Source organism: Paenibacillus germinis (assembly GCF_013141785.1).
In the GTDB taxonomy this organism is placed as follows: domain Bacteria; phylum Bacillota; class Bacilli; order Paenibacillales; family NBRC-103111; genus Paenibacillus_E; species Paenibacillus_E phytorum.
The window spans coordinates 35,306-53,043 of sequence record NZ_WHOC01000088.1 but is presented as its reverse complement, the minus strand read 5'-3'; the positions used below and the strand labels follow the sequence as shown (position 1 = coordinate 53,043).

Annotated in this window: 17 protein-coding genes and 1 pseudogene; 17 read left to right on the top strand and 1 reads right to left on the bottom strand. The window is 46.8% G+C overall.

The annotated features are described in order from the left end of the window. Positions 1 to 616 precede the first annotated feature (616 nt). From rsmA to GC102_RS17690, 15 genes and pseudogenes are all read left to right on the top strand, one after another. Positions 617 to 1,525: a 16S rRNA (adenine(1518)-N(6)/adenine(1519)-N(6))-dimethyltransferase RsmA gene (gene rsmA, locus GC102_RS17760; RefSeq protein ID WP_171690729.1), complete on the top strand. Its 909-nt coding sequence runs from the start codon at positions 617 to 619 to the stop codon at positions 1,523 to 1,525. A gap of 55 nt (positions 1,526 to 1,580) precedes the next feature. After that, complete coding sequence (gene yabG, locus GC102_RS17755; protein WP_171690728.1) at positions 1,581 to 2,453, top strand: sporulation peptidase YabG; 873 nt, start codon at positions 1,581 to 1,583, stop codon at positions 2,451 to 2,453. A gap of 296 nt (positions 2,454 to 2,749) precedes the next feature. Further along, the gene (gene veg / locus GC102_RS17750; RefSeq protein ID WP_028557365.1) at positions 2,750 to 3,025 is read left to right on the top strand and encodes a biofilm formation stimulator Veg; all 276 of its coding nucleotides are present in this window, start codon (positions 2,750 to 2,752) and stop codon (positions 3,023 to 3,025) included. A 105-nt stretch (positions 3,026 to 3,130) separates the two neighbouring features. Then, a pseudogene (locus GC102_RS17745) lies at positions 3,131 to 3,301 on the top strand (small, acid-soluble spore protein, alpha/beta type); the annotation flags it as partial. A 462-nt stretch (positions 3,302 to 3,763) separates the two neighbouring features. After that, on the top strand, positions 3,764 to 4,618 hold the full coding sequence (ispE, locus tag GC102_RS17740) for a 4-(cytidine 5'-diphospho)-2-C-methyl-D-erythritol kinase (protein WP_171690727.1): 855 nt from the start codon (positions 3,764 to 3,766) through the stop codon (positions 4,616 to 4,618). A gap of 199 nt (positions 4,619 to 4,817) precedes the next feature. Next, complete coding sequence (gene purR / locus GC102_RS17735) at positions 4,818 to 5,654, top strand: pur operon repressor (protein WP_029198001.1); 837 nt, start codon at positions 4,818 to 4,820, stop codon at positions 5,652 to 5,654. A 4-nt stretch (positions 5,655 to 5,658) separates the two neighbouring features. After that, on the top strand, positions 5,659 to 6,042 hold the full coding sequence (locus GC102_RS17730; RefSeq protein ID WP_171690726.1) for a RidA family protein: 384 nt from the start codon (positions 5,659 to 5,661) through the stop codon (positions 6,040 to 6,042). 118 nt (positions 6,043 to 6,160) lie between these two features. Then, positions 6,161 to 6,445: a septation regulator SpoVG gene (spoVG, locus tag GC102_RS17725; protein WP_028557369.1), complete on the top strand. Its 285-nt coding sequence runs from the start codon at positions 6,161 to 6,163 to the stop codon at positions 6,443 to 6,445. 131 nt (positions 6,446 to 6,576) lie between these two features. Then, positions 6,577 to 7,980: a bifunctional UDP-N-acetylglucosamine diphosphorylase/glucosamine-1-phosphate N-acetyltransferase GlmU gene (glmU, locus tag GC102_RS17720; protein ID WP_281367172.1), complete on the top strand. Its 1,404-nt coding sequence runs from the start codon at positions 6,577 to 6,579 to the stop codon at positions 7,978 to 7,980. Between the two features lie 153 nt (positions 7,981 to 8,133). After that, positions 8,134 to 8,781 (top strand): 50S ribosomal protein L25, encoded by a 648-nt coding sequence (locus GC102_RS17715; protein ID WP_171690725.1) that lies wholly within the window; start codon positions 8,134 to 8,136, stop codon positions 8,779 to 8,781. 96 nt (positions 8,782 to 8,877) lie between these two features. Further along, positions 8,878 to 9,045, top strand: a complete 168-nt coding sequence (locus GC102_RS17710; protein ID WP_171690724.1) for a hypothetical protein — start codon at positions 8,878 to 8,880, stop codon at positions 9,043 to 9,045. 221 nt (positions 9,046 to 9,266) lie between these two features. Next, the gene (pth, locus tag GC102_RS17705) at positions 9,267 to 9,827 is read left to right on the top strand and encodes an aminoacyl-tRNA hydrolase (RefSeq protein WP_171649129.1); all 561 of its coding nucleotides are present in this window, start codon (positions 9,267 to 9,269) and stop codon (positions 9,825 to 9,827) included. A gap of 131 nt (positions 9,828 to 9,958) precedes the next feature. Further along, positions 9,959 to 10,186, top strand: a complete 228-nt coding sequence (gene fin / locus GC102_RS17700; RefSeq protein WP_029197996.1) for an anti-sigma-F factor Fin — start codon at positions 9,959 to 9,961, stop codon at positions 10,184 to 10,186. A 74-nt stretch (positions 10,187 to 10,260) separates the two neighbouring features. After that, complete coding sequence (mfd, locus tag GC102_RS17695; protein ID WP_171690723.1) at positions 10,261 to 13,782, top strand: transcription-repair coupling factor; 3,522 nt, start codon at positions 10,261 to 10,263, stop codon at positions 13,780 to 13,782. After that, positions 13,769 to 14,884, top strand: a complete 1,116-nt coding sequence (locus tag GC102_RS17690) for a peptidylprolyl isomerase (protein WP_171690722.1) — start codon at positions 13,769 to 13,771, stop codon at positions 14,882 to 14,884. The genes mfd and GC102_RS17690 overlap by 14 nt, the downstream gene beginning before the upstream one ends. A gap of 134 nt (positions 14,885 to 15,018) precedes the next feature. Here GC102_RS17690 and GC102_RS17685 read toward each other — a convergent pair whose 3' ends face one another. Then, a complete protein-coding gene (locus GC102_RS17685) occupies positions 15,019 to 15,189 on the bottom strand; it encodes a hypothetical protein (protein ID WP_171649126.1) in 171 nt (56 codons plus the stop codon). A gap of 56 nt (positions 15,190 to 15,245) precedes the next feature. Between GC102_RS17685 and spoVT the strand changes: the two genes are divergently transcribed. After that, on the top strand, positions 15,246 to 15,788 hold the full coding sequence (gene spoVT, locus GC102_RS17680; RefSeq protein ID WP_171690721.1) for a stage V sporulation protein T: 543 nt from the start codon (positions 15,246 to 15,248) through the stop codon (positions 15,786 to 15,788). A gap of 132 nt (positions 15,789 to 15,920) precedes the next feature. Then, positions 15,921 to 17,672, top strand: coding sequence for a putative polysaccharide biosynthesis protein (locus tag GC102_RS17675; RefSeq protein ID WP_171690720.1), 1,752 nt, complete (start codon positions 15,921 to 15,923; stop codon positions 17,670 to 17,672). Positions 17,673 to 17,738: the final 66 nt, after the last annotated feature.

The following is a 17,738-nucleotide window of genomic DNA, read 5'->3' as shown; positions in this document are numbered from 1 at the left end:
ATGATGAAGTTGTAGTTTGTACAACATTTCTGGCCTATTTGTGGAAATACTCTGTATGAGGTCTCAAGTGTTGTACCAAATGCAACATTATAGTAATAGAGACGGGATTTGAGCACCAATTGTTGCACTTTCGAGATCGTTGATTCATGTTTTATTATGCACCTATGCTAAATTGAGGTTGCTGGATGAATGAATCCTTATTCCCGCTTGAATGATGTTGCAGAAAGTGCAACAATTGCTGCCTAAATCTCGCCTTTTTCCCTTCGTTGTTGCATAATGTACAACAATTTAGTCCTATATTGGCCATTTCGCAACAAACGGGCTCAAAATGTTGTAGAAACTGCAACTTCAAGTTGCGAAACAGCGTTTGGACGTGTGAATTGTTGTAAAAAATACAACATTGGTAACGACTATAACCCATTTGCCCTTACGAAAGCTGAATGACTTTAAAATTGAATGTTAGCGTTTTGAATACCAGTTGTGAGGAAGCATAATGAATCAATCGACAGTCTCCATTGTGCAACAACGAAGGGTGAGAAGCGGCGGGTTCAAAGCAGAAGATGCCTTGTAGAAAAATATGTGAAATCCAGAACCTATAGATAAAGAGGTCTATATAATGAATATACCCAACAATGAAGTGATTGTAACAGCAGATGACGTAGCTACACCGAGTAAAACGAAACAAATTATTAAGAGAAATGGTTTGGTGCTCAAAAAGAGCTTGGGTCAAAACTTTCTAATTGACCAAAATATCCTGAGCAAGATTGTCATGGCTGCTGAGCTAGGGCCGAACAAGGCTGCGCTTGAGATCGGCCCCGGCATTGGGGCGCTCACACAGCAGCTGGCCAAGCTCGCTGGCCGCGTCTTGGCCGTCGAGATCGATCAGCGTCTGCTGCCCATCCTGGATGAGACGCTAGAGCCTTATCCCCATGCTACCGTTGTCCACGGGGACATTTTGAAGACTGACCTGCCGGAATTGTTTCGGCAGCACTTCGAGGGCATGGACGGCGTCAGTGTCGTCGCCAACCTGCCTTACTACATCACGACGCCGATCATCATGAAGCTTCTCGAAGAGAAGCTTCCCTTGGAGAATATCGTCGTGATGATTCAAAAAGAGGTGGCCGACCGCATGGCGGCTCGCCCGGGCACCAAAGATTACGGCAGCCTCAGCATTGCCGTGCAGTTCCACTGCGAGCCGGAGCTTGTCACGATCGTGCCACGCACCGTCTTCGTGCCGCAGCCGAACGTCGACTCCGCCGTGATCCGGCTGCGTGTGCGCAAAACCCCGCCGGTCGAGGTGGCGGACGTGGACTTCTTCTTCGCTGTTGTCCAAGCGTCCTTCGTCCAGCGGCGCAAAACCCTTTACAATAACCTAGCTGCGCGGTTCTTCACCAAAGAAAATAAGCCTGAGCTGGAAGCTCTGCTGCTCGGCATTAACATAGAGCCTTCGCGTCGCGGCGAAACGCTCAGTATGGAAGAGTTCGCGCGCTTGTCGTCGGCTCTTCGCGCGCACGGCTGCAAATAACCCGCACCAAATGCCTAGTCCCGCCATAGGATACCCCTAGGAGGGGATTTGTGCGATGAGGCAAGGAGACTTTGTTACCCGTAAATCCTATGGCGGAGACGTCATGTTTAAGATTGAGCGCATAGAGCAGCTGAAGGCTATCCTGCGAGGTGTAGATTATAGGCTGCTCGCGGATGCACCGTTAGTTGATTTAACCATTTCAAATCCGACAGATGTCATGGATCATCCGCGATCGAGTTCACCCGAATTTCGGGAATCGCTCCGGCGTCTGGCGGTATCCCAAGTGCAGCTGCAGGAGAAAAACCAACTCTCAATAAACCATAAACAAAATACCAATAAAACCTACTTCGAAGTGCCTGGCAAAGTGCTGCACCTAGATGGCGATCCTACTTACTTACGTAAAAGTATGCAGATCTATGGGGAATTGCGTGTGCCTGCGGAGGGCTTTTATATTCCTGAAGCACAAATGGCGGATGCTCTTCACAGGCTGCTTCCACAAATTAAGCCGGACATTGTTGTTGTTACCGGTCATGACGGAATACTTAAGCAGCGCAAGGGTGGAGGTCCAAGCAACCTTTCCAGCTATAAGAATTCACAAAACTTCGTGAATGCTGTTCAGATCGCTAGGCAGTATGAGCGTAATCGTGACTCCATGATTATTGTGGCTGGTGCTTGTCAGTCTCATTTTGAGGCCTTACTGAGGGCTGGAGCTAATTTTGCGAGTTCTCCTGCTCGAATCCTCATTCACGCCTTAGATCCGCTTTGTATCGCGGCTAAACTGTCGTATACTTCCGTGAAGGATACCATATCCATGCTTGATATCGTTGACTTGACGGTGACAGGTTTGGATGGATTAGGTGGGGTGGAGACGAGAGGCAGCTATCGCATGGGGGTTCCGGGTATTCAACATACGGAAGATCATGATTAAGTATTCCTGTGATATACGTAAAAACAACATGAACCGACAAAACATATGGTTTACAATATCGACACTTACCTGTCATTCGACTCCTTGGAGGGGGCTGACTGGGTAAGTGTTCTTTTTTTAGTGGAAAAGTGTGAATAATTTGCGAACTTTGGAGACAACCTGTAAGAGTGGGATTTCGAAAATTCAGCAAAAATGCCGTTGACAACAGGAATGTGGTGCTGATATAATATTTGACCTTGTTTGACATGCCTGTCTGAATGGGTTATAATTAACTAGGAAAGAGGTGGTAGTTGACAATGGCAAAAAATGCGCTGTTGGAGATCAAACGCAGTTTGGAGCCCCACGTTGGGCAGAAGATCATGTTAAGAGCGAATGGTGGCCGTCGGAAGACTGTCGAGCGTTCTGGTGTTTTAGAAGAAACCTACCCTTCTGTGTTTATTGTGAAATTAGATCAAGAATCCCACGCCTTCAAACGAGTGTCGTACAGCTACGCCGATATCCTTACCGAATCCGTTGAAGTTACCGTTTGTAATGACGATGGTCAGGTTCGTATCACCTACATCCAACATTAGCTTAATGCATTCCTATATGAGCAGACCCAGTGGGTCTGTTTTTGCATTTGAATGGACCTCATCCGGTTGGGCATACTATAGCAAAACTCTAAGGAGGTTCCAATTATGAGTCGCAGAAGAGGGATCATGTCCGAAAGCTTTAAATATGAATTAGCCAAAGATCTAGGGTTTTATGATGTGGTACAGCGTGAGGGCTGGGAGGGCATCCGAACGAAGGATGCAGGGAACATGGTGAAGCGGGCGATCCAAATTGCTCAGGAACAGCTGGTAAAACAGTATAACCCTTCGGCTTCTACATTCAACCAGACGCAATCAACGTACAGTCAACAAAGTAACAGTCAACCTAACTTCAATCAAACTAGCTACAGTCAAGCTTCTAATCCGTCTAACTACACCCCATCGAATTATAATCAGTCGACCTATCAATCTGTAACTTCCCAACAACCCTATTCGCAGCCTCAATCGAGCTTTAATCAGAACGTATACAGTGGAACGCAGCAAACGCAATCTTCCTATACACCTGCTGCCTACACGCCGAATACGACCAATGTGAATACCTATAGATCTTCTAATCCAATACAACCTAATGCAGCGGTTTTAAATCAAATAGTTCCTGGATCGCAGCAAGCAACGCAAGCGGAACGGCGCCCCTTCTACAGCTAAAGCGAATGCTTTAGCTTTTTTTTTGCGCTTTTGTTATAATATTTTAACGGCAAACGAGCAAAAGAAGGTGATCTGATGAAGATTTTTGAAAAAGCACCGGCTAAAATCAATTTATCCCTTGATGTTTTACATAAAAGATCAGACGGTTACCATGAAGTTGAGATGGTCATGACGATGGTAGATCTAGCAGATCGGATCGAAATGCAGGAGCTTTCGCGGGACACCATCATCATTTCCAGTCAGGCGGGGTATATTCCGCTCGATGAGAAGAACTTAGCCTTTCAGGCGGCACGCCTTATTAAGGATCGTTACGACGTCAAACAGGGCGTGTACATCCATTTGGACAAGCAGATCCCCGTAGCAGCGGGTCTAGCAGGGGGCAGCAGCGATGCGGCAGCTACACTTAGAGGTTTGAATCGGCTTTGGAACTTAAACATCCCTATGGAAGAGCTGCAGGTGCTTGGAGCGGAACTTGGCTCGGATGTACCCTTCTGTGTAACGGGGGGGACGGCTGTCGCTAGAGGACGTGGAGAGAAGCTAGAACCTATCGTCTCGCCGCCTCAGTGCTGGGTCGTACTTGCAAAGCCACCTATCAATGTGTCCACATCAGAGATTTACGGGAAACTGAATGCTCGGGAGATTAAGCATCATCCTTCGACTGAAGGTGTGCTAAACGCGATTCGAGAGAAGCGGTTTGATCAGCTTTGCGGAAGCCTCGGCAATGTGCTTGAGGAAGTGACGCTGGACCTTTATCCCGAGGTGAGACATCTCAAAGAATGCATGCAGAGGCTTGGTGCGGATGGTGTGTTGATGTCGGGCAGCGGGCCGACGGTTTTCGGTCTCGTATCCAAAGAAGCGAAGGTGCCCCGGATTTATAATGGGCTGCGTGGATTCTGTAAGGATGTTTACGCAGTGAGGATGTTGACGTAGATGAAGTAGGACGGTTGCAGGGCCCGTGAAGGGCTCTTTTTCATTGAATAGAGGGTGGACTATGATTCCATCCATTCCCGTAAACTGTGTCAGATTGATGTCAAGTTCATGTTAATATAATTTTCATGAGAAGCTTGAATAAATACGTATAAAAATGGTATATTTTCATTATAATATTCGGATTTTTGGGGGTAGTGCGATGAAAAAGTTGAAAAGGAGCGCTAGGCTGGTGGAAATGACGCAATATTTGTTATTCCGCCCCCATTCGTTAATCCCTTTAACGACTTTTGCCGAGCGTTACAACTCTGCTAAATCCTCCATAAGTGAAGATTTAGCGATCATCAAGGAAGTTTTTGAAGAAGAAGGACTAGGCGAACTGAATACGCTTGCGGGGGCTGCCGGAGGTGTGAAGTTTTCACCAAAGGTGCCTAAGGAAGTATCACTGAAATTTATACAGAACCTTTGTTTACAACTGCAGCAGCCAGAACGGATTCTTCCAGGCGGTTATTTGTATATGTCAGATATTATGGGGCAGCCCCAATATTTGAATGAAATTGGCAAGACGTTTGCATCCGCTTTCGCTGGTCGTGATATTGATGTGATTATGACGGTAGAAACGAAAGGCATTCCACTAGCGTATGCGACGGCAACTTATATGAATCTGCCTGTTGTGATTGTCCGCAGGGACAGTCGAGTAACGGAAGGTTCAGCGGTAAGCATCAACTATGTTTCAGGTTCCAACAAGCGGATCCAGACGATGTCACTCGCAAGGCGTGCTTTGAAAGAAGAGTCAAAGGTGCTTATTATTGATGATTTCATGCATGTTGGCGGTACCATCCACGGCATGATGGATTTGTTAGCGGAATTCAAAGCCTCAGTTCAAGGGGTTGGTGTATTCATGGAGTCTTGTGAGGTTGAAGAGCATTTGGTTGATCACTACGTATCACTTGCTCGTTTATACGGCGTAGATTCCAAGACGAAACAAATCACGGTAGAGCCAGGCAACTATTTTGACAGTAAAAAAGGAGATTCGTAAAACGATGGAACTTATTTCAACAACGGCAGCACCTGCTGCTATCGGACCTTACTCGCAAGCGGTAAAGCTAGGTAACCTTCTCTTTACTTCTGGACAAATTCCACTTGGCTTGGATGGACAGATTGTAGAGGGTGGAATCAAGGAACAGGCCCATCAAGTGTTCGCGAATTTGAAGGGTGTGCTTGAAGCAGCAGGTTCATCATTTGATCAAGTTGTGAAAGCGACGGTTTTTTTGAAGGATATGAATCAGTTTGCAGAGCTGAATGAAATTTATGGTTCGTACTTCGGAGACCATAAACCGGCTAGATCCACTGTCGAAGTGGCCAGATTACCCCGCGATGTTTTTGTCGAAATCGAGTTAATTGCTGTGATTTCTGTCGAAATTTAACAGTAACATTAAGATTGTATAAAATTATCGAAAATTTCAAAAAAAGAAGAAGGAATTTGCACGACGATGTGGAATATTACACCCAAGTCTCAGAGATGGAAAAAGGTGGTGAACACAAGTGCAAATTACAGATGTAAGACTCCGCCGGGTCAACTCCGAGGGGAGGATGAAGGCGATTGCTTCCATTACCATTGATAACGAGTTCGTCGTTCATGACATACGTGTCATCGACGGTAATAATGGGATGTTCGTGGCTATGCCAAGCAAACGAACACCGGATGGTGAATTCCGTGATATCGCTCATCCGATTTCTTCCACAACACGTGAGAAAATTCAAGCGGCTGTATTGGCTGAATACGATCGCGCGGCTGTAGAAGAAGAGGTAATTGAAGAAGGCGCATAATTCAGATTATTGAGAGAGCCCTTGGGCTCTCTTTTCTTTTGGGTGGTATTGATGCTATATTTGGTTGAAGAACTCATCGATTATACATATAGTAGTGTGTAACTATTTATATTAAAGGGGTTGGATGTTAGTTGAAACTTATGGGGATCGTATTGGCCGCAGGACAAGGAAAACGCATGAAATCGAAGCTATACAAGGTGCTTCATCCGGTTGTGGGTAAGCCAATGGTGGAACACGTTGTAGACACGCTGCAGCATATAGAAGTAACAAAAACACTCGTCATTGTTGGATTCGGGGCGGAAGCCGTAAAGGGACATCTGGGAGATCGAGTGGAGTACGCTTTACAGGAGCAGCAGTTGGGAACAGGGCATGCTGTTCTTCAAGCGAAGGATGCTCTTGGCGAAGAGGAAGGGATGACTGTTGTCATTTGCGGCGATACACCGCTGATTTCGGAAGCTACCTTGATGAGCACCATTGAGCTGCATGAACTGTCTGGAGCGTCTGCGACAATTCTGACAGCCAAACTCGATGAACCGCATGGTTATGGACGTATTATTCGCGGTGAAGACGGTCGAGTAGCAAGGATTGTTGAGCAGAAGGACTGCAGCAGCGAGGAAGCAGCTGTTCAAGAGATCAACACAGGCACTTATATTTTCGATAATCAGAAACTATTCAAGGCCCTAGCGTCGGTTACGAACAATAATACGCAAAATGAATACTATTTGACGGATGTCATTGGGATTATGACAGGCGCTGGAGAAGTTGTTCAAGGCTACTGCATGGCTGACAGCGCAGAGTCGATCGGTGTGAACGATCGTGTGGCACTTGCTGAAGCCGAGCGATTGTTCAAGGCGCGTATTAACCGTGAGCACATGCTGAACGGAGTTACGATTATAGATCCAATTAATACGTATATTGAAAAAGATGTTACCATCGGTATGGATACCGTACTGCTGCCAGGTACTATTTTGCGTGGACGCACCGTTATTGGGGAACAATGTACAATTGGACCGCAAACGGAAATTATCGACTCGACTATTAGGGATGAGGTTACGATTAAACAATCCGTCCTTCAGGATGCCTATGTAGATAATGAGGCTAGTGTGGGGCCGTTTGCTTATTTGAGACCCGGCGCTAATATTGGGAAGCAAGTGAAAATTGGCGACTTTGTTGAGATTAAGAACGCGACGCTAGGTGAGGGGTCGAAAGTTTCTCACTTAAGCTATGTAGGGGATGCGGTTGTTGGAACGAATGTAAACATCGGCTGCGGCGCCATTACCGTGAACTATGACGGTTTCAATAAGAGCTTAACGGAAATAGGCGATGATGCTTTTGTAGGCAGTAATGTGAATTTGATTGCTCCCGTGAAAATCGGTAAGGGCGCTTATGTTGTTGCAGGCTCAACGATTACACATTCCGTAGATGATGGCGATCTAGCGATTGCCCGCGAGAGACAATCCAACAAGCCTGGCTATGCTGATAAAATTAGAGCGCGAGCTAAAGCTAAGAAAGAAAATAAACAGAACAAAGAGTAAATTCACGATCTAGGAACGGTAAATCTCACTTTGTGAGGATGAATTTGGATGGAACTTCTTGAGGTTGGGTAGGCTATGAACTAGCTGTTACCCACTTAGCATTGCTTATCCAAGCAAGGTGCTGAGCAAAACTCTTAGGAGGTTCTTTTTCTTATGGCATTTTCATTAAAAGCGGAATCCCGCAAAGAAACAACGAAATCAGATATTAAACAACTGCGTATCCAAGGTAGAATACCTGCAGTTGTATATGGCCAAAAGGTGGGCTCTGCGGTCATTAAGGTTGATCAGAAAGAATTACTAGCGCTGCTGCGCCAAAATCCTCATGCTATTATTGATTTGGATATGCCAGACGGCAGTGGCAAGCAACCAGTGATGATCAATGAAATCCAGCGGGACAAACTTAAACGAGAGCGGCTGCTCCATATCGATTTTCATCAAATTAATATGGATGAGCCTGTTAAAACGATTGTCAGCTTGGAATTTATCGGTGAAGCAGAAGGGGCCAAAGAAGGCGGCATTGTTCAAATTCAGATGCATGAGCTAGAGATTCGATGCCTGCCCAGTCAGATACCAAGTTCGATCAAGGTAGACATTTCCAACGTCGGGCTCGGAGACAACATACTAGTAAACCAACTCTCCGTTCCTGCTGGGATTGAAGTGAAATCTGACCCTAACGATTTGATTCTCACGGTACTTTCGCCTCAGAAGGAGACTGCTGAGGAAGAGCCAGCAAATAATGAAGAGAAGGTCGGACAAGCGGAAACATCGAACGAGGCTGCGACTGAAGGACAGCCGGTATAGTCCAAACGAACGACAAGGAACCCTCACAGCTATGTGAAGGGTATCCTTTATCAATAGATATGAAAGCGCTTAATATCCGGGACGCGAAAGAAAAACATGCGTATTCCGGTTGTAGAATATATTATTTACTTTGATAAAATACAAGGTGTAGATTTCAATGAAGCCTATATCCTTATGTACATTTTGATAGTATACTTGGACGGGAATACAGGATTCAGCATGATCTTGAAAATGAAGATCGGTTGTAAGCTGTTGACCATTTAAATACATATGACTGAATCACCCGCAGCTTTAAATTTGTTGGTTCATTTTTCTGTAGATAAGAAAGTATAAGTTTTATACTTTTGCTTCGCATCTACCTTGACAAACGCGCTCGTCCCAGAAGGACAACGGAGTCGTTTATCCTTGTATAGGTAAACAATAACCTCTAGATGATGGATCCGCAAAGGATTTTTTAGTTTAACTTTAGGAGGATTTAGAAGAAGATGAAATGTTTTATTGGTCTGGGTAATCCGGGAAAACAATATGAGATGAATCGACACAATGTTGGTTTCATGGCCATTGACCGTTTTGCTGCCAAATGGGGTATTACTTCTTTTCAAAATAAAGGTAAGGGGCTTCTAGGTGAAGGGGTAGTGAATGGTACGAAGGTATATTTACTAAAACCGATGACTTATATGAATCTTTCGGGCGAATCCATGCGAGCGTTCTTGGACTTTTATAAAGCAAAACTGGAAGACGTTACAATTGTTTATGATGATATGGATACCTCATTCGGTCAAATTCGACTCCGGTATCAAGGCAGCCCTGGTGGTCACAATGGGATTAAATCCATTATTCAGCATGCTGGGACGCAAAGCTTCAACCGAATTCGAGTGGGTGTGAACAGGCCTGCGCCTGGCTATAATATTGCCGATTATGTTTTATCTAATTTTTCCAAAGACGAGATGAAGTCGATAGATGAGGTACTGGACCTCACCTGCGAAGCCATGCTGTTCAGTCTGAGTGAGTCATTCGAAAAGACGATGGCAAAGTTTAATAAATAAGTGAAGCCATTCTCTTCAGACTCATTGTATGCAAGTCGACTATTCGAAAATGACAATGGCACATTCGGCTAATTTCTCCGGAGAATGGTCATACTAGGATGTAATCGAATAGTCGAAGGAGGCATACATATATGATTAAGTATATTTGCAGGCATTGTCATACCTTTGTTGGGGAAATTAATCAGAATTCGATCACGGAGCAGCAGTTAGGCTTCCATTTCTTGACCCCCGATGAGCGTAGAGATATAATATCGTATAACACGAATGGAGATGTTACGGTAAGGGTCGTTTGCGACTACTGTCGTGAGGCATTAGATGCAAACCCAGAACTGTCCCTGCTGGCAAGTCCGTTGCAGTAAAATTGATGAAGATAAAGAGTTAATAGCCGAGGCAAGTGTGCCGAGGCTTCTTTTTGTGAGGGGAGTGTACTTGTTTGCAAGCTTTAATTCAAGCTTTTTCTACGGATAGCGACTTTCAAACGATCGTGACAGGCCTCAGGTCCGAAATGAAAGAGCAGCTCGTTGCCGGACTTACCGGTTCCTCCAGGCAGGTGATGATTGCCACTCTTGCGCGAGAGTTAGCGCGCCCGCTGTTCATTGTTACTCACAATATGTTCGCCGCTCAGAAAATAGCGGAGGATTTACTAGAATGTCTATCGCCTGATGAAGTGCTGCTCTACCCATCTCAAGAGCTTCTGACGACAGAAGAAGCGGCTTCCAGCCCTGAGATGCTAGCGCAGCGTATTGACGTTCTCACCAAGTTGGCTGGCGGTTTCCGTGGGGTTGTTATTGCTCCTTTTGCTGGTGTGCGTCGACTGCTTCCACTCAAGCAAGTATTCGAGGAATCCCGCGTTACGGTCAACGTAGGGGATACCGTGCAATTGGATGAGCTCCTAGGTTCTTTATCCAGTTTGGGTTACGAACGCGTGGAGCGGGTTGAGACCAAAGGTGAAATGAGCGTACGCGGCGGAATTTTGGATTTATTTCCGCTAACGTCGGAGAATGCCATTCGGATTGAGCTGTTCGATGTCGATGTTGATTCTATTCGTACTTTTGATGTAAGTGACCAGCGTTCAATTGATAAATTAAACTCGATAACGATTCCCCCTTGCCGCGAGATTCAAGCGGATAGAAAGCGTTTACAATCGGCCGCTCAGCATGCCTATGAGCTGCTTCAAGCGCAGCTGGAGAAAATGACAGACCGATCAGCCAAAGACAAGCTACTTGAAGGCATCGGACATGATATTGAGCTGCTTCGTGAAGGGCAGACGTTTCCTGGTATTTATAAATATATTTCGCTTTTATATACGGAAAGACAGACCCTCATGGACTACATGCCTAAGGATACTGTGCTGATTATCGACGAACCGGCCCGTTTGCTGGAGACAGCAAAGCAGCTAGAACGCGACGAGGCAGAGTGGATGATGCATGCACTGACAGAGGGGAAGAGCTTGCCGGCTTTTGTGCTGTCCAAATCGTATGAAACTCTGCTGCATCGCAGGCCTTTCCCGACATTATATGTATCGCTATTCCTGCGCCAAGTGGCGGGGATTCAACCACAAAATATCGTAAACTTCGTTTGCCGCGTTATGCAAAACTTTCATGGACAAATGAATCTCCTCAAAGCGGAGATGGAGCGTTGGAAGAAAAATGGAAGCAATGTTATTTTGCTGGCAAACGGAGAGGACCGTGCTGAACGTGTTCGGCGGGTGCTGCAGGACTACCAAATTGACGTCCCCGAAATTGTAGATGGGAATCTGCAGACGGGGTTTGAAATGCCTTCGATCCATTTGGTTGTCATCACGGAAGGCGAGATATTCACACAGAAACAGCGTAAAGCACGTAAGGTCGAGAAGAAGCTGGAGAACGCTGAGCGTATCAAAAGCTATCAAGAGCTTAAGGTTGGCGACTATGTTGTTCACGTGAATCATGGGATCGGGAAGTATGTTGGGATCGGCACCTTGGAAGTGGGCGGTATTCATAAGGATTACCTCCACATCATGTATGCTGGCGGCGATAAGCTGTCTGTACCGATTGACCAGATTGATTTGATCCAGAAATATGTAGGTTCCGAAGAGAAGGAACCGAAGGTTTATAAGCTCGGAGGCGCTGACTGGGCTAGAGTGAAGAGCAAGGCGCGGGCATCCGTTAAGGATATTGCCGATGAGCTGATCAAGCTCTATGCAGAGCGCCAAGCGGCAACCGGCTACGGATTTAGTAAAGACAGCTCCTATCAAAACGAATTCGAAGCGATGTTCCCTTACGATGAAACGCGGGATCAGCTTCGCGCGATCGAAGAAATTAAGGGAGACATGGAGAAAGCACGTCCGATGGACCGTTTGCTTTGCGGCGACGTGGGCTATGGGAAGACGGAAGTTGCGGTACGCGCGGCCTTCAAGGCAGCGATTGACGGCAAACAGGTTGCTGTTTTGGTGCCGACGACGATTTTGGCTCAGCAGCATTACGAAACGTTCCGTGAACGGTTCTCAGGCTATCCTTTTAATGTAAAAGTATTAAGTCGTTTCCGCTCCAAGAAGGAGCAGACTGAAGTTATGAAAGGCGTCAAGAAAGGGACGGTTGACGTCGTTATTGGTACACACCGTCTATTGTCGCAGGACGTGCAGTTCAAAGATCTTGGTTTGCTTATAGTCGATGAGGAGCAACGTTTTGGCGTGTCCCACAAAGAAAAGCTTAAACGGCTCAAGACGAATGTGGACGTGCTAACACTGACGGCAACACCGATTCCGAGAACTTTACACATGTCCATGTTAGGTGTTCGTGATTTATCGGTCATCGAGACTCCGCCGGAAAATCGTTTCCCTGTCCAGACTTATGTGGTCGAGTACGGACCAACGCTTGTTAGAGAGGCGATTGAGCGGGAGTTAGCGCGTGAAGGTCAAGTGTATTATTTATATAACCGTGTACAAGGTATCACTCAAATCGCTGATCAGATCTCCATGATGATTCCGGATGCCCGCGTTACAGTGGCACATGGACAAATGGGCGAGCAAGAGCTGGAGAAGACGATCCTTGATTTCCTCGATGGGGAATACGATGTGCTGGTAAGCACCAGTATTATCGAGACGGGTGTCGATATTCCGAATGTTAACACACTGATTGTTCACGATGCGGATAAAATGGGGCTGTCCCAGCTCTATCAGCTGCGTGGGCGTGTAGGACGATCTAATCGCGTAGCGTATGCCTATTTCACGTATCAGCGTGATAAAGTGCTCACGGAAGTGGCGGAGAAACGACTTCAAGCGATTAAAGAGTTTACAGAACTTGGATCAGGCTTTAAAATTGCGATGAGGGATTTATCTATTCGTGGTGCTGGTAATTTGCTTGGCGCAGAGCAGCATGGTTTCATTGCATCTGTCGGATTTGATTTATACTCTCAAATGTTAGCGGAAGAAATTGCAAAGCTGAAACTAGAAATAGATGGGGAAGCGGTCATTCCGGAACCGGAGTGGAATACTTCCATCGATATACAATTGGATGCGTACTTACCATCCGACTACATCTACGACAGCATGCAAAAAATCGAAATCTACAAAAAAGTGGCCGCCATTCGAACGTTGGAAGAAGCCGCGGATCTGCATGATGAGCTTGTTGATCGCTTCGGCGATCTGCCGCAGGCCGTGTTCAACTTACTGACAGTGGCTCGTTTGAAAGCATACGGTTCGGAGTACCGGATAGAAACGATCAGCCAAAAAGGGGATGATTACTTAATCAAGGTTCATATTGACCAGAATGGCAGGCTGGAAGGACAGAAGCTTATCGCATTGTCCAAAGGCTTCGATGGTCGAATCAAGTTGAACGCGGACCCTCAGCTTCATATCGTTATTCGTTGTAAAGGCATGAAACCAGAAGCTTCCATCGAATTGGTGGAGAAGTTTCTGGTACAATATAAGGATGTTCTGAAAACGAAAGGGGAATTACAGGATGTTGCCAAATAATACTAGTGAACAACGACGTTTTTCGAAAAAATGGATTTTAAGCATGGTAGCATTGCTCCTTGCATTTTCAGTCTTAAGTGCATGTGGAAGCAAAAAGGAAGGTGCAGCAACAGCTTCACCTTCAACTTCACCTTCCGCTACTGCAGCAGCAACTGGTAACCCGAGTGACGTGATTGCTACGTATAAAGAGGGCGGTAAAATTACGCGCGGCGAGTTTAACTCTTTCATCAGTGTGAACAAAATGTTCTCACCGCAGCTGGCGCAATTCATGACTGACCCGGCTTTTCAACAAGATATGTTGAAACAAATGGTTACTTTCCGTGTTCTATCGGCCAAAGTGGACGATAAAGTGAAAGCTGACGCTGATAAACAAGTGACGGAGCAAATGAAAGCCATCACGGATTACTTCGGTAAGCAAGAAGGCGGAATGGACAAGCAGTTGAAAGACAATGGTATCGAGCTTAAGGATATCGAGTCATTAATGAAAATGAGCTTCTACACTATGGGCAGCATGGAGAGTAAAATCACTGATCAAGCTGTTCAGGATGCCTACAAAGAACAAGCGGCTACTCATGCCTTTGATATTGCAACAGTTAGCCACATTCTGATCTCCTTGAAGGATGCAGCTACACAAAAAGATTTGCGCACCAAAGAAGAAGCTTTGGCAAGAGCCAAAGAAGTGAAAGGGAAACTGGATAAAGGCGGCGATTTCGCAGCACTTGCGAAAGAATATTCCGATGATCCAGGCTCCAAAGACGCTGGCGGTACGTATAAAGATGCAGACATCAATCAATGGGTGCCTGAATTCAAACAAGCAGCAAGCACGCTTCCTTTGAACACAATCAGTGATCCTGTTGAATCCTCTTTCGGTTACCACGTGATGAAAGTGGAGTCCAGAAGCACGAAGCCACTGGATGATACGCTTAAAACACAAATCAAATCTCAGCTTGCGGAGAAATCCCTGTCTGAATTTGCAGAAAAAGAATATCCAAACTTGATTCAAACTAACAATCTTCCGAAACCGGAAGCGAGCCCAGCTCCTGCTGCAAGTCCAGCAGCAAGCCCGGCGGCAAGTCCAGCTGCAAGTCCAGCTGCAAAGTAAGAACTTACCAGGATGTCCAATAACGGGCATCCTGTTTTTATTTGTTACCACATAAGAAAGCAAGTATAAGTTTTCGGTTCACGAAAACAGCTTTCTTATTGGCGATAAAATCTACCTCTAAGCGCGGTCGCTCATCATTGAATTTCTTCGATATAGATTTTCTCATTTTTGGACATGATAAGCGCAGCAGGATGCAAAGCTAAATAAAGTAAATTCCGTAGAAAAGCGTCTGCATAGAAGAATGGGAAGTGAAGAATACTATGGATAGAATTCGAGTTCCCACCAAATCCCGATCTAGCATACAAGATTTCATGCTCCTGTCGTATCTAATTACTGAGCGGAAAGTGAGGCATCTAGAGGTATGAAAGCAACTGGAATTGTCCGTCGGATAGATGATTTAGGGAGAGTTGTTATTCCCAAGGAAATACGACGCACACTACGCATTCGCGAAGGTGACCCTTTGGAAATTTTCGTGGATCGAGATGGTGAAGTGATTCTTAAGAAGTATTCACCTATCGGTGAACTTGGTGATTTTGCCAAAGAATATGCGGAATCGTTATTTGAAAGCACGAATCATGTGGCCCTGATCTCAGATCGAGATAACATTATTGCGATGGCTGGGGGGTCCAAAAAGGACTATTTCGAAAAGTCGGTTGGATCGATCGTTGAATCATGTATGGAAAATCGCAAAGCGATTCTTGAAAGCGGCAGTGGTCAATTTGAGCTTATCAAGGATACAAGTGAAACATTCTCTTCTTTCGTAGCCGCTCCGATTGTAGCTGGTGGCGACCCTATTGGATGTGTCATTTTGCTCTCCAAAGATGAGAATGTGAAAATGGGGAATATGGAAGTTAAGATGGTGGAGACTGCCGCTGGATTTTTGGCGAAGCAGATGGAACAATGAAAGAAAAATAAGACATAAAGGCTTCCTTACCGAGATGCCCCCGCATCTGTAAGCGAAGCTTTTTTTGTCTGCCATGACTGATTTCGTTATAATATGTCTATACACATGAAGTCAGGGTAGAGGAGAAGTAAGATGGGGGACTCCGACAAGGGGCATCAAGGTTATAAAGAGGAGCTCCAGAGGAATGTCAGTAACAAGAGTGCCAAGCTGTTAAGAGGTGCTGCTCTACTTGGGGCTGCCGCTATTCTCTCTAAACTATTGGGAACACTGCAGAAGATTCCGCTGCAAAATGTAGCCGGTGATACGGCTTTTGGTATTTATAATGCGGTTTATCCGCTCTATATTCTGATTTTGTTTGCGGCTACAGCCGGATTTCCGGTAGCTGTATCTAAGTTCGTAGCCGAACGAGCAATTGATGGTGATCATCAAGGGGCTAGGCGTATTGTCCATGTCTCCACAGCGATATTAATGAGCACCGGTTTTGTAGTGTTTGTTCTGTTGTACTTCGGAGCAAGCGAGATTGCCAGTTGGATTGGAATTAGCCAGACAGAAAGGGCGATCCGAAGCGTATCCTTCGCGCTGCTGCTATCCCCGATGCTTGCTGTCCTTCGAGGTTATTTCCAAGGGTATCAGAATATGGTGCCGACGGCTGTTTCACAAGTGATTGAGCAGCTTATAAGGGTGATCACAATGGTCGCGCTGCTGCTCTATATGGTGGCCTTAGCTTATGACGAGGAGTGGATTGCTGCTGGGGCTACGTTTGGCTCCGTGACAGGTGCTGCGGCTGGGCTGTCCGTGATGTATGTTTATTGGCGGAAGGCGATGAGACAGAAGCGGGAGTCTGGAGTGAGTGAAGATGACCGGGGGCAGGGGTTGAGTGATGGAAAGCGAAAGGAAGGCATTCTGCCGCCGAAGGAACTCTCCTCCTGGGAGTGGGCGAAACGCATTACGGCTTATGCGATTCCTGTTTGTTTGGGTGCTATCGTTGTTCCTCTGCTCACGCTTGTCGACACGTTTACAATGCCGCGTCTTCTCGAGTCTGCGCAAGGGAGCGAGGGGGAAGCCATGCGGCAGTTCGGGCTTTATAACCGAGGGCTTCCTCTCGTCCAGCTCGTTGTCATGATCGCTTCCTCTATGTCCGCCGTGCTAGTTCCTGCTCTTGCAGAAGCCAAAGCAAGAAGGCAGGACGAACTCATTCGCTTTAGGGCTGAGATGGCGATTAGGCTCTCCTGGCTCATTGGGCTCGGAGCCTCGTTCGGACTTGCCTTTGCAGCAGTCCCGATTAACGTGATGCTATACAAAAGTGATGAGGCCAGCTGGACGATGGCCGTGCTTGCCTTCACGGCCTTGTTTAGTACGCTGAACGCTGTCTCGGCCAGCGTTCTCCAGGGCGCCGGCGCGATCCGCACGCCGGTGAAGGCCTTGCTCGTTGCCATCGTGCTGAAAGCACTCGGCAACGTGGTTTTGATGCCCCGCTGGGGCATCGACGGCGCCGCGCTGAGCGCGGTGATCGCCTATGCCGCTGCGGCGGGGCTGAATCTGGTGCAGCTGCGCCGCTGCACCGGGGCGCGCTTCGCGCTGCGGCCGTACGCCGTCAGTCCCGCGCTGGGCGTGGGGCTGATGGGCGGCTGCCTCGCAGCGTTGCAGCTTCTGGCCATGCCCGCTGCGGCGGCATGGCACGTGCCTGAGCGATTGAGCGCTAGCGCAATCGCCTTGGTTTGCGTAGTCGGCGGCGCAGCCGTCTACACGCTCGCGCTGCTGCGCAGCGGCAGCATCAGCCGCGAGGAGCTGCAGCTGATGCCAGAGCTGGACCGGAAGCTGGCGCCGGTCCTGGTGAAGCTATGGCCGACTAAGGCATCAGCCGGCCCCCGTGACCGCGGCTAATGGCTCCTTTGTGGTTAATTAGCAGCAGAAACTACAGCAAAATCAACGGCAACCCTGTGTTTCCAT

Bases quoted from the DNA above. Each gene is read 5' to 3' on its own strand.
- GC102_RS17675 (WP_171690720.1), top strand. From the start codon at position 15,921: ATGGGGGACTCCGACAAGGGGCATCAAGGTTATAAAGAGGAGCTCCAG.
- rsmA (WP_171690729.1), top strand. From the start codon at position 617: ATGAATATACCCAACAATGAAGTGATTGTAACAGCAGATGACGTAGCT.
- GC102_RS17715 (WP_171690725.1), top strand. From the start codon at position 8,134: ATGGCATTTTCATTAAAAGCGGAATCCCGCAAAGAAACAACGAAATCA.
- GC102_RS17730 (WP_171690726.1), top strand. From the start codon at position 5,659: ATGGAACTTATTTCAACAACGGCAGCACCTGCTGCTATCGGACCTTAC.
- GC102_RS17710 (WP_171690724.1), top strand. From the start codon at position 8,878: ATGCGTATTCCGGTTGTAGAATATATTATTTACTTTGATAAAATACAA.
- ispE (WP_171690727.1), top strand. From the start codon at position 3,764: ATGAAGATTTTTGAAAAAGCACCGGCTAAAATCAATTTATCCCTTGAT.
- yabG (WP_171690728.1), top strand. From the start codon at position 1,581: ATGAGGCAAGGAGACTTTGTTACCCGTAAATCCTATGGCGGAGACGTC.
- pth (WP_171649129.1), top strand. From the start codon at position 9,267: ATGAAATGTTTTATTGGTCTGGGTAATCCGGGAAAACAATATGAGATG.
- purR (WP_029198001.1), top strand. From the start codon at position 4,818: ATGAAAAAGTTGAAAAGGAGCGCTAGGCTGGTGGAAATGACGCAATAT.
- veg (WP_028557365.1), top strand. From the start codon at position 2,750: ATGGCAAAAAATGCGCTGTTGGAGATCAAACGCAGTTTGGAGCCCCAC.
- GC102_RS17690 (WP_171690722.1), top strand. From the start codon at position 13,769: ATGTTGCCAAATAATACTAGTGAACAACGACGTTTTTCGAAAAAATGG.
- fin (WP_029197996.1), top strand. From the start codon at position 9,959: ATGATTAAGTATATTTGCAGGCATTGTCATACCTTTGTTGGGGAAATT.
- spoVT (WP_171690721.1), top strand. From the start codon at position 15,246: ATGAAAGCAACTGGAATTGTCCGTCGGATAGATGATTTAGGGAGAGTT.